This is a genomic window from Sphingobium sp. TomTYG46, assembly GCF_055396345.1.
Genome location: NZ_AP027324.1, coordinates 2,352,560 through 2,375,952, shown reverse-complemented (window position 1 = coordinate 2,375,952; position 23,393 = coordinate 2,352,560). Strand labels below are relative to the sequence as shown.

The 23,393-nt window shown below is 61.0% G+C and carries 17 protein-coding genes and 3 pseudogenes; 5 read left to right on the top strand and 15 right to left on the bottom strand.

Annotated elements, in window-relative coordinates; translation table 11 throughout:
* The first annotated feature begins 405 nt into the window (after positions 1-405).
* Positions 406-1,020: a TetR/AcrR family transcriptional regulator gene (locus ACZ5YV_RS12020; protein ID WP_464787817.1), complete on the top strand. Its 615-nt coding sequence runs from the start codon at positions 406-408 to the stop codon at positions 1,018-1,020.
* Here the strand turns inward: ACZ5YV_RS12020 and ACZ5YV_RS12015 are convergent.
* Both ACZ5YV_RS12015 and ACZ5YV_RS12010 read right to left on the bottom strand, forming a co-directional pair.
* Positions 992-3,331: a glycoside hydrolase family 3 N-terminal domain-containing protein gene (locus ACZ5YV_RS12015; protein ID WP_464787816.1), complete on the bottom strand. Its 2,340-nt coding sequence runs from the start codon at positions 3,329-3,331 to the stop codon at positions 992-994. The two genes, ACZ5YV_RS12020 and ACZ5YV_RS12015, sit on opposite strands and share 29 nt — an antisense overlap.
* 63 nt (positions 3,332-3,394) lie before the next feature.
* Complete coding sequence (locus ACZ5YV_RS12010) at positions 3,395-5,773, bottom strand: TonB-dependent receptor (protein ID WP_464787815.1); 2,379 nt, start codon at positions 5,771-5,773, stop codon at positions 3,395-3,397.
* 514 nt (positions 5,774-6,287) lie between these two features.
* Between ACZ5YV_RS12010 and ACZ5YV_RS12005 the strand changes: the two genes are divergently transcribed.
* Complete coding sequence (locus ACZ5YV_RS12005; protein ID WP_464787814.1) at positions 6,288-8,768, top strand: glycoside hydrolase family 2 TIM barrel-domain containing protein; 2,481 nt, start codon at positions 6,288-6,290, stop codon at positions 8,766-8,768.
* A gap of 175 nt (positions 8,769-8,943) precedes the next feature.
* Here the strand turns inward: ACZ5YV_RS12005 and ACZ5YV_RS12000 are convergent, their stop codons facing one another.
* The 5 genes and pseudogenes from ACZ5YV_RS12000 to ACZ5YV_RS11980 all read right to left on the bottom strand — a co-directional run bounded on the left by ACZ5YV_RS12000 (position 8,944) and on the right by ACZ5YV_RS11980 (position 12,466).
* A complete protein-coding gene (locus ACZ5YV_RS12000) occupies positions 8,944-9,864 on the bottom strand; it encodes a nucleotidyl transferase AbiEii/AbiGii toxin family protein (protein ID WP_464789216.1) in 921 nt (306 codons plus the stop codon).
* A complete protein-coding gene (locus ACZ5YV_RS11995; RefSeq protein WP_464787813.1) occupies positions 9,854-10,693 on the bottom strand; it encodes a type IV toxin-antitoxin system AbiEi family antitoxin domain-containing protein in 840 nt (279 codons plus the stop codon). The genes ACZ5YV_RS12000 and ACZ5YV_RS11995 overlap by 11 nt, the downstream gene beginning before the upstream one ends.
* Positions 10,694-10,845: 152 nt before the next feature.
* Positions 10,846-11,687: pseudogene (gene panB, locus ACZ5YV_RS11990) on the bottom strand (3-methyl-2-oxobutanoate hydroxymethyltransferase).
* 36 nt (positions 11,688-11,723) lie between these two features.
* On the bottom strand, positions 11,724-12,032 hold the full coding sequence (locus ACZ5YV_RS11985) for an antibiotic biosynthesis monooxygenase (RefSeq protein ID WP_464787812.1): 309 nt from the start codon (positions 12,030-12,032) through the stop codon (positions 11,724-11,726).
* Complete coding sequence (locus tag ACZ5YV_RS11980; RefSeq protein ID WP_464789215.1) at positions 12,029-12,466, bottom strand: MAPEG family protein; 438 nt, start codon at positions 12,464-12,466, stop codon at positions 12,029-12,031. Before ACZ5YV_RS11980 ends, ACZ5YV_RS11985 begins: the two co-directional genes overlap by 4 nt.
* Before the next feature lie 100 nt (positions 12,467-12,566).
* Between ACZ5YV_RS11980 and ACZ5YV_RS11975 the strand changes: the two genes are divergently transcribed.
* Positions 12,567-13,061, top strand: a complete 495-nt coding sequence (locus ACZ5YV_RS11975; protein ID WP_464787811.1) for a winged helix-turn-helix transcriptional regulator — start codon at positions 12,567-12,569, stop codon at positions 13,059-13,061.
* 49 nt (positions 13,062-13,110) lie between these two features.
* Here ACZ5YV_RS11975 and ACZ5YV_RS11970 read toward each other — a convergent pair whose 3' ends face one another.
* The 5 genes and pseudogenes from ACZ5YV_RS11970 to ACZ5YV_RS11950 all read right to left on the bottom strand — a co-directional run.
* Entirely contained in the window at positions 13,111-13,299 is a 189-nt protein-coding gene (locus ACZ5YV_RS11970; protein WP_264593098.1) for a helix-turn-helix domain-containing protein, read from the bottom strand.
* Positions 13,296-13,409, bottom strand: a pseudogene (locus ACZ5YV_RS11965) (DUF2274 domain-containing protein); the annotation flags it as partial. The pseudogene ACZ5YV_RS11965 and the gene ACZ5YV_RS11970, both read right to left, overlap by 4 nt.
* The gene (locus tag ACZ5YV_RS11960) at positions 13,379-13,657 is read right to left on the bottom strand and encodes a TraB/TrbI/VirB10 family type IV secretion system protein (RefSeq protein WP_464789214.1); all 279 of its coding nucleotides are present in this window, start codon (positions 13,655-13,657) and stop codon (positions 13,379-13,381) included. The gene ACZ5YV_RS11960 and the pseudogene ACZ5YV_RS11965, both read right to left, overlap by 31 nt.
* 501 nt (positions 13,658-14,158) lie before the next feature.
* A protein-coding gene (locus ACZ5YV_RS11955; protein WP_464787810.1) for an IS5 family transposase occupies positions 14,159-14,928 on the bottom strand; the annotation gives its coding sequence in 2 pieces (ribosomal slippage) (positions 14,159-14,611 and positions 14,614-14,928; 768 coding nt in all).
* Positions 14,929-15,066: 138 nt separating this feature from the next.
* A pseudogene (locus tag ACZ5YV_RS11950) lies at positions 15,067-15,204 on the bottom strand (TrbI/VirB10 family protein); the annotation flags it as partial.
* 473 nt (positions 15,205-15,677) lie between these two features.
* On the opposite strand from ACZ5YV_RS11950, the gene ACZ5YV_RS11945 reads away from it, so the two are divergent.
* Positions 15,678-16,454 (top strand): 3-keto-disaccharide hydrolase, encoded by a 777-nt coding sequence (locus ACZ5YV_RS11945; RefSeq protein WP_464787809.1) that lies wholly within the window; start codon positions 15,678-15,680, stop codon positions 16,452-16,454.
* Positions 16,455-16,499: 45 nt separating this feature from the next.
* Here the strand turns inward: ACZ5YV_RS11945 and putA are convergent, their stop codons facing one another.
* The gene (gene putA, locus ACZ5YV_RS11940) at positions 16,500-20,105 is read right to left on the bottom strand and encodes a trifunctional transcriptional regulator/proline dehydrogenase/L-glutamate gamma-semialdehyde dehydrogenase (RefSeq protein WP_464787808.1); all 3,606 of its coding nucleotides are present in this window, start codon (positions 20,103-20,105) and stop codon (positions 16,500-16,502) included.
* A gap of 337 nt (positions 20,106-20,442) precedes the next feature.
* Here putA and ACZ5YV_RS11935 point away from each other — a divergent pair, with 337 nt between their 5' ends.
* On the top strand, positions 20,443-21,807 hold the full coding sequence (locus ACZ5YV_RS11935; RefSeq protein WP_464787807.1) for an aspartate aminotransferase family protein: 1,365 nt from the start codon (positions 20,443-20,445) through the stop codon (positions 21,805-21,807).
* A gap of 80 nt (positions 21,808-21,887) precedes the next feature.
* Here ACZ5YV_RS11935 and ACZ5YV_RS11930 read toward each other — a convergent pair whose 3' ends face one another.
* Together ACZ5YV_RS11930 and ACZ5YV_RS11925 are read right to left on the bottom strand one after the other, a co-directional pair.
* Positions 21,888-22,715, bottom strand: a complete 828-nt coding sequence (locus ACZ5YV_RS11930; protein WP_464787806.1) for a DUF2182 domain-containing protein — start codon at positions 22,713-22,715, stop codon at positions 21,888-21,890.
* Positions 22,705-23,337, bottom strand: a complete 633-nt coding sequence (locus ACZ5YV_RS11925; RefSeq protein WP_464787805.1) for a DUF1326 domain-containing protein — start codon at positions 23,335-23,337, stop codon at positions 22,705-22,707. The genes ACZ5YV_RS11930 and ACZ5YV_RS11925 overlap by 11 nt, the downstream gene beginning before the upstream one ends.
* Positions 23,338-23,393: the final 56 nt, after the last annotated feature.

Sequence of the window (23,393 nt, the reverse complement as noted above, 5' to 3'; positions counted from 1 at the left end):
ACCGCCGTCTACGACTTGTTACTTGGACGACGGTTTTTGCCCGAAGCGGTCGGGTGGATTGGGAGGCTAATCGACGAACGGATGGATGCCACCGCGATAAAAATTCGTGCGGGCGGAAATTAAGTTGGAAATTATGGTCTTTGGACTGGTCTTGCGTTTGCAGTTACGGCGCATCAATGAGGCATGGGGCTTTGGCAGATATGCAGAACGGTATAACGATGTGGAACCGAAAATCCCTTGCACCAGTGCCGCCATCTTCCAGCAGGGTGTTTAATTCTGACCCGTAATCGCATAGTCTGCCCTCATCATGGAGCGGGAGCGGACAAGCTTGTTACTTATCGGAAAAATATGACTGTGAAGCCTTCGCGTCGAGGCCGGCCGACTGCCGACGAAACATTAGAAAAGATGGCTGCCGTCATTGCCGCCGCCAGACATGAGTTTCTGGCGAACGGCTATGGCGCTACGCATATGGACACTGTCGCACGGCGCGCCGGGGTTTCGAAACGTTCCCTGTATTTGTGGCACGCGGACAAGGCCGCGCTGTTCAGTGCTGTTATTGCCGACGACATGCCCAGCCTGGACATCGCGCCGCTTGATCCCGACCAGGATTTCAGGACAAATCTTCAACAATTTGCGCTCAGTCTTCTGAAAGGTGTCTCACGCGAGCAATCCTTCAAGCTGGGCGCTCTTTTCGGGCGTGAAGGCTGGCAGTTTCCCGATATTATGCGCATCAACGACGAGGCTTTCGATGCCGTCGCCCAGCCGCTTCAGAATATATTGTCGCATTTTGGAGTTTTGTCGAACCGAATAGCGCGCATGACGACCTTGTTCACTGCCATGCTGCTGACGGAGACGCAGCGACGCATCATGGTCGGAGCAGCGCCGCTCACCATTCAGGAGATGCACCTGGAGATCGAGGATGTTGTCGGGCTGTTCCTGCATGGCGTAACCGATCAGATCGCCGACCGCGCCCCCGCCACCGTCGGCCCGGTCACGGCATTGGGCGGGGCGCCACTGTGAACGATCCCGCCTGACCTGCGGTAGAATCTCCGCCGACCCAGATATCGAACGATCCGTCGCCTTCGGTCCATTGCCTGGTTTCCGGATTCCAGAAGCTCAGATCCTGAGGGGTAAGGGTGAAGTTCACTTCGCGTGCTTCGCCCGGTTTGAGCGTGATGCGCTGAAAGCCCTTCAGTTCACGCACGGGGCGGGACACGGTTGCATGTTGATGGAGGTAAAGCTGAACCACCTCATCTCCTGTACGTGCGCCAGTGTTGCGTACGGTCGCGCCTATATTCATCGCCTGCCCCTGTCGCAGGGACGTCAGATCGACCCTGGGTGCGGAATAGGTGAACTGCGTGTAGCCAAGGCCATAACCCAAAGGCCATAATGCGCCGCCCACAGCGTCCCAGTAGCGCTTGGCCGCGCCGCTGGGATCGTGCGACGGCAATGCGCTGGCGATCACCGGCACCTGACCGACGCTGCGCGGCCAGCTGAACGGCAGTTTGCCGCCGGGGGCGGCGTCGCCGGTCAGCAGGTCCGCCACGGCAGTGCCGCCCTGTGTGCCGGGATACCAGATCATCATGATGGCAGCCGCCTTGCTTTGTTTGAGATCAAGCGGGCGGCCACTCATCAGCAACAGGATTACGGGTTTTCCGGTGGCGACCACCGCGTCCACCAGATCTTGCTGGCGGCCGGGCAGGTCCAGCGTCGCGCGCGACGCATTTTCACCGCTCATCTCCAGCTTTTCACCGACCACGATGACAGCAGCATCCGACGCGTTCGCCGCAGCGACAGCCCGCGCAATTTCGGCATTCTCATCGATGGGCGCTTCCGCTTTGGCCGGTGGATCGATCAGCCGCGCGTTCAGGCGCGGCGGCATTCTTGCGCCCTCGACATAATCGATCCGGACGCGCTTGCCCAGCTTGGCGCGCAAGCCTTCCAATATCGTCACGCCCTCGGCACGGGGCTTGAACACCCACGGTCCTTCCGTATCCACGGCTGAATCCGCCAGAGGCCCGATCACGGCGAGCGATGTCAGTTTCGCGGGATCGAGAGGCAGGATATTGCCTTCGTTGCGCAGCAGCACGGCGGACTTTACCGCGGCTTTTGCCGCCAGGATTCGCCCGGCCGGATCGCTGCTCTGTTTGGCGAACGCGGCAGGATCGGCATAAGGCTTTTCAAAAAGGCCCAGCCGGACCTTTACCGCCAATATCCTGCGAACGGCGTCGTCCAGACTTGTTGAATCCAGCCTGCCGTCGGCTACGGCTGCGGGCAGGCTGGCGAAGGCCGAACCGCCCGGCGCGGCAGGCCCTGTCATACCGAGCGCGCCATTTGGCAGGCCAAGCTCCATCGTCATTCCAGCGTCGAAGGCGCGCAACGCGGCGGTCGCCTTGTCGGCAGCGACACCCTGCGTCACGAGACTCGTCACCGAGACAGCATCGCTGACCACGAAGCCCTTGAATCCCCATTGCTTGCGCAACACCTCGGTCAGCAGCCAGCGGTTGGCGGCGGCGGGCACGCCATTGAGCGGCATATAGGCGGACATGATCCCGCCAGCGCCGACATCCACCGCTGCCTTGAAAGGCGGCAGATAGACGTTCCAGAGCAGATTGTCGGACAGGTCCACCTCGTCATAATCACGTCCGCCGATCGCCGCGCCATAGCCGGCAAAATGCTTCGGGGAACTGATGACATGCCCTGGCGCGCCGAGATAGGGACCCTGCATACCGCGCACCTGCGCCCTTGCCAGCGCAGAGGCCAGCCAGGGGTCTTCGCCTGGTCCCTCGACCATGCGGCCCCAGCGCGGGTCACGCGCGATATCGACATTCGGACCGAATATCCAGCCGATGCCGCCTGAACGAGCCTCCGCTGCGATATGCGCCTGCACCTGCTCGACCAGAGGCATGTCCCAACTGGCAGCGAGACCGATGGGCACGGGGAAGATGGTGCGCATCCCATGTATCACGTCCAGGCCGAAAAGCAGCGGAATGCCGAGCCTGCTCTTCTCCACAGCAAGCCTTTGCAAGGCATTGACCCGTTCGGGATCGTTGGCCAGGAAAAAGCCGCCGACCTGACCGGCGGTCACCGCCTTTTCGACTTCGGGATCGATGCCGGGTGGCGGGGCGAAGCTGGTGAACATGAAAAGCTGCCCTGCTTTTTCGGCAGGGGTCATTTGTGCCAGCAGCGCTTCCACGCGCCTTTCAACCTCCGCCTCCGGCATGGCGGCGTCCGGTCGCACGGCGGACACTGGCCGGGCATCGACCGGCGCTGACGATCCAACGATGCTGCCCGTGGCTAGAAGCGTCATGGCCAGTGCGCGAAGTTTCATGCAAATTTCCAGTCATTCGAAAAAGAACGGCGGCCCGTATCCGCGCGCCGGCCGCCGGATGGGTCAGAACCGGTAGGAGGCGGTCAGCCCGAACTCTCGCGGGAACTGCGTGACGATCGTCCGATAGCCAGAATCATAGACGAGACCCGATGCCGTCGCGACTTGTCCAATGGTGGACGAAATCGCGGTGATCCGCTGCTGGTTGAGCAGATTTTTCGCAAAGGCCGTCAATTCCCAATGCGCGTCCAGTCCGCGCACGCCCGCGAAGAGATTGAGCGTTTCGCGGCTCTGGAAATTATAGGCGGAGAAGGTTGAGGCCAACGACGGACGATAGGTGAACAGCCCGCGGATGAAGGGCTGGACCGTGCCTGTCCCAAAGCGCAGTTCGCTGTTGGCGGAAAGGCCGAAATCGGGCGTATCTCCCAGCCGCCCACTGACCGTGCAATAGCTCACCACGCCACCGCCCGTAATGGATTGGGGCGTGGTCGCCACGGGATCAGGACGTCCGTCGCCGTTGAAGTCATTGCAGGGCAGGCGGGCATTGTCGAAGCGCGCTCGCGAATAGGAAGCGCTGACCGAGAAGTCCCAATTGTCCGAGGGACGACCGCTAAGGGTGGCTTCGATTCCCTTCACCGTCGCCTTGCCGTTATAGTTGATCGACGTGGCACCATCCACGATGCCATCGGGAATGCCATTGGCCACCCCGTTGACCGTAGTGCCGTTGTCATAGGCGATGTTGTTCAACCGAACGATATAGCCATCGAACTTCTGGTAGAAGCCTGCCAGTTCGAAGTTCAATCGGCGGTCGAAGAGCGATCCCTTGAGGCCGACCTCGACCGAGTCCGATCGTTCGTCTCTGGTCACCAGCAGGTCCGGTGTGAACGCCTGAGGCGCGCCGACCAAAGCTGTCGGCCTGCGATACGACCGCCCATAGGCTGCATAGGCCGACAAGTCGGGGCTGATCTTGTAGCGCAGCGTCGCGCCGCCCGTCAGCGGCTTGACATGATCCTTGCGGTCGATCACCGGGATCGGACCGATCGGATAATCAGCAGGATTGGTGCTGCTCGTCTGGACCAGGGCAATATTGGTGGTAATAAATTGACCGAACTTGTCGTCCGTATAGCGCGCGGCGACTTCCAGAGTCAGACGGTCGGTGAAGTCGAAGCGGCTCGATGCCGCGATCGCCAGGGTACGACCCGGCTGGGTCGGCAGCAGCGAGAGCACGGACACCGGCTGGAACAAGCCCAGGTTGACCGGCGCATTCACGAAGAATGTGGGCGAATATTGCTGGGCATAGATGTCGCCTTTCAGATGGCTGTAGTAACCGCCGATCGACCAGTTCCAAAAGCCGTCATTCTGCGACATGACACGCAACTCTGCGGTGTTCTGATTATAAGGAATCTGCACCTGCTGAGGGAGCGCAAGGCCGGGAACGGCGTTCGCGCTGTCACTATCCGTCAACTGATTCAGTTTAGTATATTGATGCGCGCCATTAAACTCGACCATGATTCTGTCGAGGTCCCATTTGGCGTTGAGATTGATCATGTGGGTCCGGTTCTGGAACCGGGCGTTTCCATCGGCAACACCGATATAATCCCTTGGCGATGCCGCCGGACCGCTGCGCTCCAGGCCGCCGAACGCCAAGGTCGGCTGGTTGCCGGTGCCGGAGACCTGCTGATACTGGCGGCTGTCCGACGTCAGATACTGATAGTTCAGGTCCGCGCGCAGATTGTCCGCAGGGCGCCAGGCGAGCGAGACACGAGCGCTCTCCGTGGTTGCATAGGAGCGGTCGCCGCGGGTGATGTTCCGCACATTGTTGACACGGTTCCCGTCTACCAGCGCCGCCACGCGAATGGCGAGTTGGCCCGGCACGATCGGTAAAGATACGCCGCCCTGAACATTATAGGCTGCCCGATCGGTGCCGGTGGCCTGCATATAGCCTTCGACAGCGTCGAGGTCGGCGCGCCGCGTGCGGATCGTGATGGCGCCAGCGGGCGCCGTGCGACCACGCAATGCACCCTGCGGTCCGCGCAGCACTTCGATCTGGTCGATATCATAGATCGCGGTAAACGCGGTTTGCGCATCGACGGGAACGTCATTGATATAGGTGTCGACGGCCGGCAGCGTGCCGGAATCGGGTTCGTAGGTGATGCCGCGCAGGGTAGCGGTATTGTTGCGACCGAAGGTGTTGGTCAGTTCAAGGCCCGGCGCAAGCTGAGAGATGTCCTTGACGTCGAAGATGTTCAGCTTCTGAATTTGCGTACCCGTTGCGACATTGACGCTCATCGGCACGTCCTTGAGCGATTCGGAGCGGCGCTGCGCGGTAACGATGATTTCTTCGGGCTCAGACTGCTGGCTTCCACTCTGAGCCATCGCGGATGAAAATGGCATGACCCCGAGCGCGCTGGCGCAGCCGCACAGAAAAACAACGCAGCGTTTCATCAGATCAATCCTCCCCACTTTTATTAAACTAATAGTTTACTATGGCGGAGTTACTGAAATATCAAGATGGTTGCAACGGCGATCTGTTGCTGAATAGCGTCACATGCGACCCCACGCATGGCTCGGCAATGGTTGATCGGGCAGCATCTCAGGCCCGCCGTTTACGACGCGATCATATCAGGCGGTTCCGACCGTCAGGGCACCGCGCTTTCCTGCACCTCGTCGGCGGCGCGTGGGATTCCACGCTGGCAATGCGTCTGCCGCTGGCGTTGTTCAAGTGCCGGTCCGTTTTCGCGAAATGTCAAACCGGATCGCAAAGCGAGGCCGACGATTCCGGTATAGCGTTACCTTTTCCAGGCGCACGCTTCTCGCCCCTGGAAAATAATGGCATAAATTTAGGCGGTCCAAAGACGGGGGAAGCAATCAGGTGCGGTATAGCCAGTTTCATATTTCCCGGCGCTCGACGCTACAACTTGCGGCTGCGTCAACAGCTTTGTGCGTCGCGGGCGTGGGTTTGGCTTCGCCAGCAGTGGAGCGGTTGGCCGCGGGACGTCGGGGGCAATCCTTCGACGCGGGATGGACCTTCTTCCGGGGCGATGCGGTCGATGCCTCGGTGCCTCTCTTCAACGATACCCGCTGGCGTCGGCTTGATCTGCCGCATGACTGGAGCATCGAGGATCTGGAAAGGCAGGAGCCTTCCGTAAATGCCGTGATCCGTGATGTGGATACGGCGCCCATATGGGCACCGGTCAAGAGCGTGCCGGGCATGATTGGCCCCTTTGAAGGCGCGCCGCCACCGCTGCTGATTGCGTCCACGCGCAGCGCGGGTGGGCGGCATACGGGCCATATGGTCGGTGGCGTGGGTTGGTACAGGAAGCGTTTCTCTCTCGCCGGGCTGCCCGCAGATGCGCATGTCGAACTGGTGTTCGACGGTGTTTATGGAACATCGGAGTTCTGGCTGAATGGTGAGCAAATCGGCTCCGGCGTTCATGGCTATTCACCCATCGTACTGGATTTGACGCCCTATATCCGTTCGGCAGGGGAAAATGTGCTGGCAGTGCGGGTGGCCAATTTGGGCAGCAACAGTCGCTGGTACTCTGGATCGGGCATCTATCGCGCCGTCCGGCTGAACGTCACGCGCGCCACGCGCTTCAGCCGCTGGGGCGTGCGGGTGACAACGCCTGAAGTGAGCCCCGCCCGCGCATTGGTGCATGTCCGGGCGCGTGTCGAAGGCATAAAGCCCGGAATGACGGTCGCGGTGGCGTTGCGAGACGGGGATGGCCATGTGGTGGCGCGAGCCGAAGCACCGGCATCGGCCGAAACCATGCTGCCGCTGGAGATCGCCAAACCCGCAACATGGTCTCCCGACAGCCCGGCGCTATATGAAGCGGGATGCACCCTTCACGACGCAGGCGGCGTGGTGGACCGGATGGTCACTCCCTTTGGGGTGCGCCATATCGAAATCAGCGTCGAACGTGGGCTTCTGGTCAATGGCAAGCCCACCAAATTGCGCGGTGGCTGCATCCATCATGACAATGGCCTGATCGGCGCGGTGGCCATCGACAGGGCAGAAGAACGCAAGATCGAACTGCTCAAGGCGCGCGGGTTCAATGCCGTAAGGACGTCGCACAACTTTCCGTCGACGAGCTTCCTCGATGCATGCGACCGCCTCGGCATGTTCGTGATCGAGGAAGCTTTCGACAGTTGGAATATTCCCAAGATCCCGGATGATTATCATATCTATTTTCAGGACCATTGGCGGCGCGACCTGAGCGCGGCCATCGAGCGCGACGCCAATCACCCCAGCGTCATCATCTGGAGCATAGGGAACGAGATACCGGAGAAATATCGACCGCTGGGTGTCGATACCGCGCGCCAGCTAGTCGATCAGATCCGCCAGATCGACCCCACCCGCCCAATAACCGCTGGCATCAACGGGTGGAATGGCCCTGCTGCAACGCGGAACGACGGAACGCCCGACCAGGCGGCTACCCAGTTCCTCGACATCGCCGGGTATAATTACAATCATGCCGCCTATGAAAAGGAGCATCCCAAATATCCCCGGCGCATCTTCATGGGCACCGAAAGCTTCCCGAAGGATGCGGCGTCGATATGGCGCACGGTCAATCGCGCCCCTTACGCCTTGGGTGACTTCGTCTGGACTGCGATGGACTATTATGGCGAGTCCGGCATTGGCTTGTCCGCCCTGGAGGAAACCGACCCTTTCCAGTCAGCCTATCCCTGGGTTAACGCCTTTTGCGGCGACATCGACCTTATCGGCCAGCAAAAGCCGCAATCCCTGCTGAGGGACGTTCTATGGGGTCTTAGCCCGGTCGAAATAAGCGTGGTTCGTCCCTTGCCAGAGGGCAAGACGCCGTTTCATTCGAAATGGGGTTGGGGCGATGAACTCCAAAGCTGGACATGGCCCGCGCAGGACGGAAAGCCGATCGACGTCAGAGTGTTCAGCAGCGGCGACCGGGTCGAACTGACACTGAACGGGAGAATCGTGGCGCAGCAGTCGCTGACCGATGCCGATAATCTGGAGGCTCGTTTCACGCTGCCCTATGCCCCCGGAAAGCTCATAGCGTCCGCCTATCGAGGCAGGAAACTCATTGGGCGGCGCGTTCTACAGACCGCTGGGCCAGCCGCCGCGCTTCGGCTGGACGTCGATCGGCCACGCATCCGTGCCAGCCGGAACGATCTGGCTTATGTGACGGTCAGCGTGGTCGATGCGCAGGGGTTGGTCCTGCCCGACGAAGTGCGCGTGCTTCAGGCTGCGCTGAGCGGACCTGTCGAATTGGCCGGGTTCGGCAACGCCAACCCCCGCGGTGTCGCCAGCCTGCGGCAACCTGTGGCGAAGACTTGGCATGGACATGCGCTGGCGATCCTGCGGCCGACCGGATCTGGACCCAGCGCTACGATCGAAGTCAGGTCAGAAGGCCTGGCATCAGCGGTCGCGCGACTGACGCTGTTCCAAGACATTAGTAAGGCATAACGGTCATGCCTTCGTTCCACCACTCCTTCATGGCGGACAGATGAGCGAGCAAAAGGCATAGTGCTGTCCGACCACGTTAGCGTGCGAATGGCAGGTTCTGCCGTAAGTGGACGTTAAGACGCCAACCATGAACGACTTAAGCTGGTCGATAGCTGCCAGTCCTACGAGGCCAGCATTATCTGCCGATTGCAGCATTCAACCTGCCACGCAGATCGGCATGCTTCTCAGGATTTTGCGCCATGAGCTTCCTGAGATTGATCAGTTTCCATCGAACTGCGGGGAGGTCGGCTGCTTCCGGTAAACCAATTAGGCTGAAGTCAGGCTGCGCATCGTGGAGGGAAAGGAGAAATTCGGCGGCGGCGCCATTGGTCCGTGCCCGAATATCCTCGATCAGCCGCTCACGGGCGGCGAGGAGCGTTTCGAGCGGGACATGCTCGATCGTCATGCCGTCGAATTCCTGCGCGAAGGCACGGTCGATATCGATGCCGTTGGGATCGATCAGTTCGTGGATCGGACGGCCCGAGCAGGCGGCATAGACCAGGAAGGTGCGGAACAGGTCGTCGTTGATGCCTTCGTGTTGGTAGAGCAGATGGATGTCGTAGAGGTCCCGTGGATGCTGGCGATCAAGCGCCGCGCAGATCTTGCCGGCATAGATGTCCTCGAAGGCAAGCACCGACATTTCTGCAAAGCCGAATGCCTCCTCCACCGGATTCGTGACCCGCATGGTGTGCGGCGCCTTCACGGTGCCTCGAAGAACGGGCGAGACTTCGATCTTCACTTCGGCATCGGCGGAACGCAGGAGGACCCGGGTGTCACCATCGCCGCCGCCGCTGATCCGTTGCGCATCGACACCGCGGAGACTCTTCCGTGCACGCTCGACAATGCGATCGAAGGCGACATCGATGTCGGCAAGGGCAGTTTCGCGATCGTGGAGCGGCACGTAGGTCAGGTCGATATCGACTGAGAGCCGCGGCATATCCCGGTAAAAGAGATTGATCGCCGTGCCGCCCTTGAGTGCGAAATCCGGCTCGTCGGCCACGATGGGGATTGCGCTCACCAGAAGGCTGACTTGGGCCGCATAGCGTTCACGCGCCATCGCCGACCTCATTGGCTGGCTCGGGCGCCGCAAACTCCTCTGGCACGACGAGTTGATAGGCTGCCGCATAGCGACCGCCTTCAACCAGCATGCGCGGGCCCTTGCCCATATCGATCCCAGCACGATCGATATGCGGCAGCCACCGATGCCGATGGCGATCGGCAAACAGGAAGAACAGCCGCTTCACCTTGATGCTCTTGCAGGCGCCCAGCAAGGCACTCAGCCGACCGGGGCGCAGCGTCGCCAGTCCCTGGAAAAGCATGTCGACGTTGTGGAAGCTCTCCTGGTCGGGAAGTTCGTTCAAGGCTTCGAGCACCGCGCGCTCTGGGGTTGAGCGCCGCAACGGCCAGTCCCAGGGGTTGGGTCCAGTGCCTGCCGCGGGGTCGAAATCATTGTTCTCGATTCCAAGAGACTCCGAACCGAACAACTGCCGTCGCCGCATCAGCACGTGGGTATCGAGAGTTAGCCTAGACAGCCAGGACGGGACGTCGCCGTAGAGATAGACGTCCGCGCTGCGGCCGAGGCCGAGATAGTGGCTGTGCCCTTCAAGGCTTAGCGCACTCATGCCGCCGACGTGGAAATCATAATCCATGATCCACTGGGCCGAGAGCACCGCCATCTTCCATTCGACAACGTTTCCCGGTGGTTTGCCCGGGTAGGGTCGGCGATAGACGCCGCGTGCGACACGCTCGAGCCAGCCTTCTCGATCGTAGCTTGATGCGGAACTCTTGGTGACGTCATGGGCACTCAACCATTGCGAGTCGACCAGGAAGCCAGCAGGAACCCGATCAAGGACATATTTTAGTCGACTACGATTTGGTTCGGCCATAGCGGCCTAAATAGTGAATTTTCAAAATGCGTGCAAATCCGATTTCGACAAACTCAGATTTGATACATCTAGGATAGACCAAACTCGGCGTCGGCAAAATGTCGGTCAACCCGACATCTGATCACAACGCCCAGCCCCACGCGACCCAGCGGTCATGCTGCGGGCAGCCCATACAGATGTTCGCGGGCGGGGAATGCTCCCTGTCTGACTGCATCGGCAAAGGCTCCGATCGCAGCATCGGCCTCTGATCCGAGATCCGCGAACCGACGAACAAAGCGCGCCGTACGCTCCGTCATCCCGAGCATGTCCTCAAGGACCAGAACCTGCCATCGCAAACCTGGCTCGCGCCGATGCCGATCGTGGGTATGGCGACCGTCTGGGTGATATGGCGCGCCAAAGGCTCGACCACAGCTTCTATCACCATCGAGAATGCACCGGCCTCCGCGACAGCGATGGCATTAGCCTCGATCGGTCCCCGCTGATTGGAGCTTCCCAAGGCGGCGGCCTCGGCCTTTCCTTGGGATCTAAACGATCCGATCGTGTGGATCGACTGTAGAGTCAGGCCGACATGCCCCATGACCGGTATGCCCCGGGCAACGAGGAAGGCGATGGTCTCGGCAAAATGGACCCCGCCCTCGAGCTTGACGGCTCCGCAGCCAGTCTCCCGCATGACGCGTGCCGCCGACGCGAACGCCTGCTCTTTCGAGACTTCATACGATGCGAAGGGCATGTCCACCACGACCAGCGCCCGGCGTGATGCAGCCACCACGGCCCGCCCGTGCATAATCATCATGTCGAGCGTCACCGGCAGGGTCGTGTCGAAGCCATAGAGAACATTGCCAAGGGAATCGCCGACAAGCAGGACGTCGCAATGCGGATCAGCCATCCGGGCCGACTGGGCATGGTATGCGGTGAGGACGACAAGTTTCTCGCCAGCCTTCCTGCCGAGGACGTCAGGAGCGGTGATACGATTCAGCCTAACGGGGACGGACACGGGGCTTCACTCCTGCAGGACAAGCAGATGCAACCATCAAAGCGTCCTCGCCTCGATCTGGTTGAGGTAGCGGAACTCCGGCGCCCGAACGCCAGCGATACGCCGGATTTCGACGAGCTGTGGGGATTCGAAGAAGGCGCGAGCCGCATCGAGCGAAGTCCATTGCGAGAAGTGGACGACCTGGCGGGCATCCGTGTCGTAGGCCAGCAGTTGATAGGCGATCTCTCCGGCCTCGCGCCGGATCGCAGCTGCATCGTCGAACACCGCCTTCCACTTCTCGTAGTCCTCCACTTCATGGATGATGAGGACATGGGGCTGCTGGGCGTCGCCCTTGGAAAAGCTCATGCGCCAACTCCGGTGATTGCCAAGAGATCGATGACGAAGCCCAACCACATCGCGAACAGCACGATGCTCGAGGCGATATAGACGCGGGCGCGGGTCCGAACCGTATTGGGGCCAATGTGGATGGCGGAATGCACCACCCGGAGCGCGACGAAGATCCACGCCAGCACTACCTGCGCAGGCGTGGCGCTGCCCGTCAGGACAAGCAACGGGACCAGCGCGAAATAGAGCACCGGCATCTCGAACAGGTTCGCGAGGTTCTGCGCGGGCCGCTCGACCGGACGAAAGTAACGGCCGACGGCTTCCGCATTGGCGAAGTCAGCAGCCGTGGGCCGGTTGGCCGCGATATGGGCGAAGCGCTTCCTCAGGAGAATGGACCAGACGACGAATATCAGGCCTGCCAGGGCCACGGTTGGCCAGAGAATGGCCAGGTTCATTGCGCTCACGACGGTGCCTCCTCACATCGAACTGAGTCCATATTTGATACCTAGGCATAGAAGCTGGATTTGTTTTTGCAACCCAGATATTCTGGGCCGCATGGCCACACCTCCGTTTCGTCGACAGTCCCCGATCCACATCAGCCATTGCACGCTGGCGGCGAGCTTCGATTTCCTGGGGGATCGCTGGTCCCTGCTGATCCTGCGCAGCGCCCTGTTCGGGGTGAGGCGATATGACGATTTCCACACCGAGATCGGAATTCCGCGGACTGTCCTGGCCGACCGGCTCAAGCGCCTCGTCGCTTCGGGGCTGATGGCCCAGCAGGACTACAAGGCAGACGGCAGCCGCCCCCGGAAGGAATACTGCCTTACAGAGATGGGCGAGGCGCTGCGCCTCCCGTTCCTGGCAATGCGCGAGTGGTCCGATCGCTGGGTCGGCCAAGGCCGGACACCGCCCATGAGACTGGTGCACCAGTCCGACGGTTCGGAAATCCACGTCGCCTTTGTCGATGACAAGGGCCGCACCGTCCCTCCGGATGACCTGGCCGCCCGGTTCGAGGACTGGGCCCCGCTTCCGGTGGATAGTGCGGAATAGCGAGCGATTGCCGCCACACCTTGCTTGATGCGGCCATCTGGGCCGTCGACTAGGTCTGGGTCAGGTTCCTCAGGCTCCGGAACTGGATCAGCGTCGCCCGCCCGACCTTGATGGTCTCGAGGTCCCCGGACTGGATCAGCTCGTAGATCCGCGAGCGACTAAGGCCCGTGATGCGCACGGCGGTGGCGACCCGGACCGTCAATGGCTGCAATGCCTGCTCGGCCATGTGGTCGATCATGCCCGCCCCCGCTGCGCTGCCTCGCGAGTCCGGACAAAGGCCCGGTCGCTCTCGAGGAAGGCTGTCAACATCGCCGGAATCAGTTCAGCGATGGGCTCTTCGCAGCCATATTGTCGAGGCGCAGCGAGCTACCGTCGGGCAGGATGATCCTTTGCCAGATTACCAGCGCGCGGCGCTGCCGGAAGGCGACGACGCTGTCATACTTGCCGACCAGCCGGGTCCCTTGCGGCACCAGCAGGAAACGACCGGTTGCGCTATCGAACACGTTCTGTGTGACCTGGGCAGTGACCAGGCCTGGCAGGTCCGAATTGATACCCGTGATGAGGCTGGCCGCGATGACGCTTCCCGCGGACAGCATGTAGGGAGAGGCCGGTGCCATCAGGGCGTGCGGATTGGCATCGCCGCCCGGGTCGGTCCGCTCGGCGAATGCCGTTTTGCGATCCTGCGAGGCCGGCGCAGCTGTCGGGACGAACTGTTGGCCTGCCGGAGTGGCTTCGGTTGCCGATGGCGCGGGATCGCCGGGCTTCGTCTGGGCCATGAGCCCCGACTGGCGCGCCGCCTTGAGCTCTGCGAGGCGCGCCATCCTCTCCGCCTCGGCGGTGTCAGTGCCAGTCCGGGCGGGAGCACTGCCATCTACGGTGACGGTATTCCGGTGACGTTACGCTTTGCCGATCGAGTTGGGAGAGTTCTTACGGCGATCCCGCCAGAGCTGGACCCACCGCCTCTTCCTTTCCGACACTACATCTGACCAAAGGAGGATATGTGAGCTCGTCCCTGCCACTGGCCGACGAATCCCTGGTCCAAATGCGCATCGCGCATCTGTCCATGGCCCAAGGAGTAATCTCCCGCCTCTCTGGCTTTAGGCCACCGACTCATTATGCCGCAACCAAATCCTGATTGAGGCGAGTTGGACGGAGGCGAGGAAATTATCGTCTCGCTTGTCGTATCGGGTGGCGATGGCTCGGAAATGCTTGAGTTTGTTGAAGAAGCGTTCGACGAGATTGCGGTAGCGATAGAGGAACGGGCTGAAAGCCGGGATGCGTTTTCGGTTTGGCATTGGCTTGACGCAGGCCCATGCACCGCGCGCCGCCAAGGCATTGCGCATGGCGTCGCTATCGTAGGCACGGTCGGCCAGCAGGACGCAGCCTTTGCCAAGACCATCAAGCATATCGTCGGCCGATCGTCCGTCATGGGCCTGTCCTTCGGTCAGCTTTAGCCCGATGGGGAGGCCAAGCGCATCGACCAGTGCATGGATTTTGGTGGTCAGGCCGCCGCGCGAGCGACCCATGCAACGGGATCGGCCATCTTTTTTTGGGCGTTGGCAGCGTGCTGGTGGACACGGATCGACGAGGAGTCGATCATCTGGATATCCCCTTCGTAAGCTGCTGACACCGCTTGCAATATGCGCGCCCAATGACCTGCCTTGCGCCAGCGGTTGAAGCGGTTCACGCAGGTCGTGTGCGGACCATAGCGTGCCGGAATGTCCGCCCAGGGCGCACCCGTGCGCAACCGCCAGAATATCCCGTTCAGTACCCGCCGATCATCGACCCGCGCCACTCCGCGAACCTTGGTCGGAAGCAGCGGCTCGATCACCGACCACTCGAAATCCGTCAGATCAAAACGCGCCAAAGCCAGTCTCCCTTCATCGGGAAACTGAATCAGAAATCACGCCCGTTGGAAATCCCGTTTATGGGTATGTAACCTAGTGCGAGCGCCAAGAACTTTTGCATAGCCCGAAGGATCGGTCGCGGGCATAGGCCGCCGCATAGATGGCGGCATAGCCTGGACGAGGTCGCTCTCGCCCTTGATGGACAGTTCCGAACCCACGCCTAGCAAGGTGGCCATGGCAACGCCCTTGAGCAGTGCCCAGCTATGGAAATCGACCTTGTCCGCGAGACCCGCATAGCGGACGGGTTCATGCGAAATCGTCGTCCATTACCGTCCAGCCTTTTCCATGAACTGAAAGCATGCTAATGTTGCCCTCGGCGACTTCGCAAGTTTATGATTTGACTGCGAAATCAATCGCTTAGGCGCTCAGCGATCAAGCTCTTCTGGAACTCACATCGTCAACATCGCTCGATATTGAAAAGGCAGGACAAAATCTGAGCCATCCCGCCGATCTCGACAGCCAGCCCTGCTACGCTCCTCTTCTGGGCACCATTTTTGGACGCTGAGCGCGCCAAGCGAGCGACTGATTTACAGCGCTTTCGACAAAAAATCGCCGGACGCTGTCCCGCGAAATCCAATTACCGTCTCCAGCAATATATCGCTTTTGATGATCCTTCCGGCGGTACGGGCGGCACCCGGCTTGACCGAGCAGGACTTTTCGCGACCATGCTGATAACCGTCGAACCAGCGTGTCGACATTGGAGAGCAGCATGGATCAGAGGACCGGACGTCGGACATTCATCGCCGCAGCGACCACGTTGACGTTGTTCCCTCGCTTGGCCGTGGCGGCGCAACGGCCAGAGGAACCCGCGCCAAAAGCCATGCCCCTGATGCCCCGGCCCGTTGACGGCGACGGGCCGGGGTTCAAATCCTTGTTTGACGGTCACACCCTGGCGGGCTGGCGCGGTGATCCACGCTATTGGCGCGTAGAAAATGGAACCATAGTTGGCGAGGTGACGCCGGACACACTGCTTCGGAGCAACACTTTCCTGATCTGGGAAGGCGGGAAGCCCGAGGATTTCGAATTGAAGGCGGAGTATCGGATCACCCCTGAAGGCAACAGCGGCGTCAACTACCGCAGCACTGTTGTCAAAGACGAGATCACGCCCACCAACCGATTCGCCATGTCAGGACTACAGTTTGATATCGACGGCCGGAATCTCTTCACGGCCATGGTCTATGAGGAGAGGGGGCGCGGCTTTATCGCCCGCCGTGGTCAGTTTACGCGAACAACGTCACCGCCGTCGCAAATAATCGGTTCCATTGGTGAGCCCGGCCCTATGAAAGCAGCGATCAAAGCTGAATGGAACGAAGCCCATATCATCGCCAAGGGTCCGGCAATCTATCATTTGTTGAACGGCCAATTGATGGCAGCGGCGATCGATGAATCGGCGGATCGTCAGCGCAAGGGCGAGATCGGGATGCAGGCGCACGTAGGTCCGCCGATGAAGGTCGAATTCCGCAACATCCGGCTCAAGCTGCTGTAGCGCAATCCGTGAAGGGAGCGGCTATGGAAGCGTTGGCGCTGGCGCTTATCCGATCATCATCAGGCTGGCATTACCTCCGGCAGCGGTCGTATTGATGGAGATCGACACTTCTTCAAGCAACCAATCGCAATGATAGGCAAGGAGCTGGTCCGGCTCGGCTGCATGAACGGAAATGATAGGCCCCGGCATCGCCGCGACTTCCGCCACGGCTCGGGCCACCACTGACCCGTCTCCTTCCACCAGGGCCACTGCATAAGGCCCGTCAGGCAGGGCCGCAAATGCAGCGGCGACATTTGGGGGCAAATCGTCGGGAAGCGCTTCCGCAACCACGCCCCGGTTCCCGGTCGCAAGGATGACGGCCATCTGTTCGAACAAGCCATCCCGGCTCTGCGGCTTCATCAGCACCTGACCACGGGGATGCAGGCTATAAAGATTGCGTTCCCCGACTGGTCCGGCGAGCGCGCGTTCCGCTCCCAAAGCAGAGGCGTCGGCGTAGTTGCGCGCTTTCGCCGCGCTGCCGATTTCGCCCTTTGTTTCCAGCCAATCCGCGAAGTCATGGATGGGTGAAGCCGGATACCGCGACTTCCATCCACATGCGAATGGCCGCGTCACCAGCCGGTTAAGATAAAGCGGCCCGCCAGCCTTAGGTCCCGTTCCAGAAAGCCCACAGCCCCCGAACGGCTGGACGCCGACAACCGCGCCGATGATGTTGCGGTTCACATAGAGATTGCCCGCTCTCACCCGCGATGTGACATAAGAGATGGTCTCATCGAGCCGGGTGTGAAGGCCGAAGGTCAGCCCATAGCCAGTGGCGTTGATCGAATCGATCAGCGCGCCCAACCGTTCCCGGCGGAAACGCACAACATGCAGAACCGGGCCGAAAACCTCCCGCTCCAACTCGGCTATATCGTCGATCTCGATAATCGTTGGCGCAACGAAGGTGCCGTGCGCCGCCTCGGCAGGCAGGGCGAGTTGATCAACCCGTTTTCCGTGCTCGCGCATTCTGGCGATGTGCTGATCGATCGCCATCTTTGCTGCCTGCGTGATCACAGGCCCGATGTCCGTCCTCAGCGCATCGGTGCTGCCAACGCGCGTTTCCCGCAACGCGCCCTTGAGCATCAGCAGAATGCGATCCGCCACCTCTTCTTGTAGGCAGAGTATGCGCAGCGCGGAACAGCGCTGACCAGCACTGTCGAATGCGGAGACCAGCACGTCCGCCACCACCTGTTCGGCCAGAGCAGACGAGTCGACGATCATCGCGTTCTGCCCGCCCGTTTCGGCGATAAACGGGATAGGGTGGCCTGCGGGTGAAAGCCTATTGGCAAGCTGGCCCTGGATCAGTCGCGCAACGGCGGTCGATCCCGTGAACATGACGCCTGCGGTTTCCGGCGCCGCTACCAGAGCGCTGCCCAACGCGCCATCGCCCGGCGCCAGTTGCAGAGCATGCCGGGGCACGCCCGCCTCATGCAGCAAGCGCACGGCCTCCGCCGCGATCAGTGGCGTTTGAACTGCGGGTTTTGCCAGCACCGGATTGCCTGCAACCAGAGCGGCAGCAACCTGACCGGTGAAGATAGCGAGGGGAAAGTTCCACGGGCTGATGCACAGGATCGGCCCCAGAGGATCCTGCCCGGCGCCGATATTGACCCGTGCCTGCGCAGCATAATAGCGAAGGAAATCGACCGCCTCGCGAACCTCCGCGATCGCGTTGGCAAGAGATTTTCCGGCTTCGCGGATCAACAGGCCGAGCAGGAACGGCATGCGCGCCTGCATCGCGTCGGCGGCGCGTTCCAGAATGGCTGCGCGCTCCTCCACTGGCCTGTCGCCCCAATCGGATGTCGAGGCACGGGACACGAGGTCAGCGGCATCCACGGCCGCCAGTTCCACCACCGTGCCGACCCTGTCCCGATGATCGGCTGGATTGCGTATGGCGCGCGCCTCCCCTGAACCGAAGGTCGGGGCCGCCCTCCACTCGATCGCGGCGCTATAGCGAAGGGCCTGCGACAGAGCGGCGAGCGCGTTTTCATCGCTAAGGTCGAAGCCCGTTGAATTGCGGCGGTCGGGATACAGATCGGCAGGCAGGACGATCTTGTCATGCTTCGCGCCGGGATGGGGCATGGCGCGGACGACCTCGGCCGGATCAGCGATCAGATCCTCGACCGAAACCGCCGGGTCCGCGATACGATGGACGAAGGAAGAGTTGGCGCCATTCTCAAGCAAGCGGCGGACCAGATAGGCGAGCAGCGTCTCATGCGTGCCAACTGGCGCATAAATGCGGCACGGGCGGTCGAGATTTTCCTTCCCCACGACCTGTTCGTACAGCGGCTCTCCCATGCCGTGCAGGCACTGAAACTCATATTGGCCGACGCTGAAATCAGGCCCGGCAATGCGGTAAATGGTCGCGAGGGTCTGCGCATTATGGGTCGCAAATTGCGGGAAGATCGCATCGGGCGCGGCAAGCAGTTTTTTTGCGCAGGCGATATAGGCGACATCGGTATGCACCTTACGCGTGTAGACCGGGAAATCGGCAAGGCCGTCAACCTGGGCACGCTTGATCTCCGCGTCCCAATAGGCGCCTTTTACCAGACGGACCATCATGCGGCGTCCTGCACGCCGGGCAAGATCGATGATCCAGTCGATGACGAATGGGCAGCGCTTGCCATAGGCTTGAATGACGAAACCCAGACCGTCCCATCCGGTCAGTTCCGCGTCTGTCGCCAGGCTTTCGAGAAGGTCGAGGGAGAGTTCGAGCCGGTCCATCTCCTCGGCATCAATGTTGAGGCCGATATCATAGCTTTTGGCGAGCAGGGCCAGTTGCCGGACGCGGGGCAGCAATTCCCCCATCACCCGATCCGCCTGAGCGCGGGTATAGCGGGGATGCAGCGCCGAAAGCTTGATCGAGATGCCGGGGCCTTCATACACGCCGCGTCCGAGCGCCGCCTTGCCGATCGCGTGGATGGCACGCTCATAATCGGCATAATAGCGGTCGGCGTCGGCCCCGGTCGTCGCTGCTTCACCCAGCATGTCGTAGCTGTAGCGGAAGCCCTTCGCTTCCAGCCTGCGAGCGCGCTTAAGCGCCTGCCCGATCGTCTCGCCCGTGACGAACTGTTCGCCCGTCATCCGCATGGCGAGATCGACGCCGCGACGGATCACCGGCTCCCCCGCGCGCGCCACCAGCCGGGCCAGCGCGGCGCCCAGCCCATCATCATCGACGCTGCCGACCAGCTTGCCCGTCACGACCAGGCCCCATGTCGCGGCGTTGACGAACAGTGATTTGCCGCCGCCCAGATGCGATCCCCAATCGCCATCAGAAAGCTTGTCGCGGATCAATGCGTCGCGTGTCGTCTGATCGGGGATACGCAGTAATGCTTCGGCGAGGCACATCAGCGCCACGCCCTCTTCACTGGAAAGTGAATATTCCTGTATCAGCCGTTCCACGCCGTTGCCCCTGTTGTTGGCGCGGAGCGTGGTCACGAGCAGGCGGGCGACTTTCCTGATCGCTTCGCGATCCGATGGCTCAAGAGTCGCGGCTTCCAGCAGCGGCGCGATGCACGCGGGTTCTTCCCGCCGGTAGGCGGCCGTGATCGCTCGCCGAAGAGGTGACTGGGGGCGTATGGGCGGCGCAAAGTCCTGGAAGGGCACGCGTCGGGTCATGGCAGCTCCAACTACCCTCCATCATTGGGCCTGAGAATCGCATATATGGATGGATTGACCCAATTCAGCATCCCGGTCGGGGAAAAGCTGGAAAATCGCGCTATCGGGACTTGTTCGCCGCCTTCGCTCGACGGGAATCGCAGACAAACTGCCCCGTCCAATGATCATGTGTTGATAAGTGTCCACAAAATTTCTATGCATCCGACGGGCACGCTACTTCCCTGCATGGATGAGGGTAAGTCGATCCCCACATTCTGCGCGTAATGGTCGTCGTGCGCATATCCATCTCGGAGACGGCCGAAATGTCAGTTTCTAAAAGATCGGAAGCACGAAGATAATGTACGATCCCAGTGAAAATGCTGCAGCTGATATTGCAGCTCACTTCCATTCCTTCACGAACTTGGCGACCCATCCTGAGGTCGGCCCCCTTGTCATAACCAAGGGCGAAGGCGTCTTCGTGGAAGACGATCGGGGGAACCGCTATCTTGAAGCTGTATCAGCGCTGTGGTGCGCCTCGCTGGGCTTCAGCAATGAGCGTCTGGCCCAGGCGGGCAGCGAAGCGCTGCGTGGATTGCCCTATTATCACACCTTCACCGGCCGTTCCAATCCAGCCGTGATCGCGCTGGCCAACAAGCTGCTGTCGATTGCGCCTGTGCCGATGTCGAAGGTGTTCTTTGCGAACAGCGGATCTGAAGCAAACGACTCTGCTGTGAAGCTGATCTGGTATTATCATAACGCCATCGGCAAGCCGGAGAAGAAGAAGATCATCGCCCGGCGCAACGCCTATCACGGCGTTACCGTGGCCTCGGCCAGCCTGAGCGGGCTTGTCACCAATCATCGCGATTTCGACCTGCCCATCCATAATATTCTGCATACCGATTGCCCGCATTACTTCCGCTACGCCGAACCGGGCGAAAGCGAAGAGGATTTCGCGACCCGCCTCGCCGACAATCTTGAAAAGCTTATCCTAGAAGAAGGTCCGGAGACGGTCGCCGCCTTCTTCGCCGAACCAGTCATGGGTGCGGGCGGGGTGCTTACGCCGCCGCCGACCTATTTCGAAAAGGTCCAGAAGGTACTGGCGAAATATGACGTGCTTCTCGTCGCGGACGAAGTGGTGTGCGGCTATGGCCGGACGGGGGAGATGTTCGGTTCGACCACTTTCGGCATGAAGCCCGATATCCTCACCACGGCAAAGGGGCTGTCATCCGGCTATGCACCGATCTCCGCCGTAATGGTGAATGAGAAGGTCTATGCGCCGATCGCCCGGAACAGCGGCACCATCGGCACCTTCGGCCACGGCTTCACCTATTCGGGCCATCCGGTCAGCTGCGCCATCGCGCTGGAAACGCTCAAAATCTACGAAGAAGATAATGTCGTCGGCCACGTGCAGTCGTTGATGCCGCAATTCTGGAAGGCGCTGCGCAGCTATGAAGGCCGCAAATATGTCGGCGAAGTGCGTGGGGTCGGCCTGGTCGGCGCCATCGAACTTTATGCCGATCCTGAAAGCCGGACCAGCTTCGACCCCGCAGCAAAGGCCGGGGCGCGATTGGTCGAAATCGGGCTGACGCAGGGCCTTATCGTGCGGGCGCTGGGCGATACGATCGTCTTCTGCCCGCCGCTGATCATCACCGCCGAAGAGCTTGATGATCTGTTCGCCCGGTTCGAACGCACGATGGCTATCTTCGAAGAAACCATCGGCTGACGGTCCGGCATCGGAGCAACTGCCGCGCGATGCGGCGGTTGCTCCGATACGGCCCCCGTTGCCGCGCGGCTCACACAGCGTCAGCGAAGCGCGACAAACAATGCCGCGAGCAACAGGAATGCAGCGGTCCACCGGTCCAACCGCCGACGCGGCGGCGCCATCTTCTGGGCTGCGACCAGGCATGTGAAAAATGCTATCCAGGCGAGATTCATGACGCCGCCCACAAACAGCAGTAGCATCAGCGCCCAGCAGCAGCCCAGGCAATAAAGTCCATGCCGCATGCCGATCTGGAACGCGCCACCTGCACCGGGGCGCCAGTAGCGATGAATGAAGATGAGCGGCGACTGGCAGTTTTCCAGGCAGCGATGCTTGGCAGGCGTCAATTCATAGAGAGCCGCCATCAGCAACAGGCCGACAGCGCCCATGCGGCCACCCAGAGACAAGGTCGCAGCGGACAAATAGCCACCATGCAGCAGCAGGGCCTGTGCGCCCGCCGCGATCGCTGAAAAACTTGTCCATATGAGCAGATAAGAGCCCATGACCATAAGGCTGTGCAGCAAACGCGCATGGTGACTGGTCGCGCGATCGATCCGCGCATGTAGCAATATCATGGGCGCAGCGGAAGGAAGCATCATGGCGACCATCATGATCGACCACATGGCGAAGGCGGCGAGAAAATAGCTGGGCGACAAGGGCTGGACGGCCATGGGCATCCCGTCCATCGGGATGTCCGCCATCCCTGCCCCCGCCATGTTCGCCATGGAGGCGTCCGGCGTTGAAAAGAGCCACATCCAGGCCATCATCACCAGCAGCAGCAGCGCCGCTCCGACGATCAGGCTGTTTCGCGACAATAGCTGATGGACAACAAATGTCGTGCCGTCTGGTGGTGGCACCGGCCTAATGGACAACGCCACTCTCGGTCAGGTGAAGCTCGGCGAACTGCGCGTGGGAATCGCTGAGCTGCACATCGACCGGCCCCTGGGTTTTCGCCCAGCCGCGACCGACCTCACACACATCATATTCAAAGCCCTGCGGCAGGTTGATGCGCGCACGATGGGCGTCTCCCGTGACCGGGTTGACGATCGGCTCGCCACGCGCATCGATCCAGCCGGGAACCGCCAGCCGGGCGGATCGGCCGTCAATGTCCACCCGCAGGTCGATGGGCGCGAATACGGGATCGTGCACCCTGGTGTAGGTCGTGGCAAAAACCTGGAAGAAGGTGGCGCCGGGTACAGTGTCCAGCCCGCTCATGATGCGCAGCAACGCTTCTCTCTGCGTCGCGTCTGCCCGTTGATCGACGATCGGAACGGCTTCGCCCCTGCCTTCATGAATCGGCCCCGGCCAGGCGACGATCAGGCCGATGCGCAAGCCCGAAAGGTCGGTGCCATCATGATGACCCTGTTCGATGTCGATCGCGGCAACGGCCTGACAATGTCCATGCGTGGGCAACGCATTGAATTGGCAGGGACAACCATAGGCGCAATTGCAGTGGACAAATTCCTTGCCCTTGATGGTCCAGCGCGTGGCCATGGGACCTCTCCCGCCTTGAGTCTTGGACGGGGTCAGCATAGCAGCTTTTGCTATTG